This window comes from Streptococcus parasanguinis (genome assembly GCF_001578955.1).
Taxonomy (GTDB): domain Bacteria; phylum Bacillota; class Bacilli; order Lactobacillales; family Streptococcaceae; genus Streptococcus; species Streptococcus parasanguinis_U.
Window position 1 is genome coordinate 1 of record NZ_KQ969742.1, and the last position, 396, is coordinate 396.

At 43.7% G+C, this 396-nt stretch carries 1 protein-coding gene; it reads right to left on the bottom strand.

From position 1 onward, the window contains the following. Positions 1-396, bottom strand: a 396-nt coding sequence (locus SPADD19_RS11045; protein ID WP_128861645.1) for an NFACT family protein, incomplete at both ends; no start/stop codon positions are given.

The following is a 396-nucleotide window of genomic DNA, read 5'->3' on the forward strand; positions in this document are numbered from 1 at the left end:
CGGATCGAGATTGCCAGTAATGACGACGTGGCTTCCCGGGATATCTTTGGCATGGAACCAGAGCTCATCTTTCTTAGCGATCTTAAAGGTTAGTTCATCGTTTTGCAGATTATTGCGTCCCACTAAAATGATGGTTTTTCCATCACTAGCCAGGTATTTCTCAGGTTTTTTCCGTTTATGAATTTTTTCACGGTTACGCCGCTTGATAAAGCCGGTCTGGATTAGCTCTTCTCGAATTTCTGCCACCTCAGCCAGGCTCGCTTGAGAAAGGGCTGTTTCAACAGTTTCAAGATAAGAAATGGTTTCCTTGGTTTCTTGAATGAGGATGGTCAAATGTTTGACGGCTTCTTTTAACTTCTGGTAGCGTTTGAAGTAGCGTTGGGCATTTTGATTGGG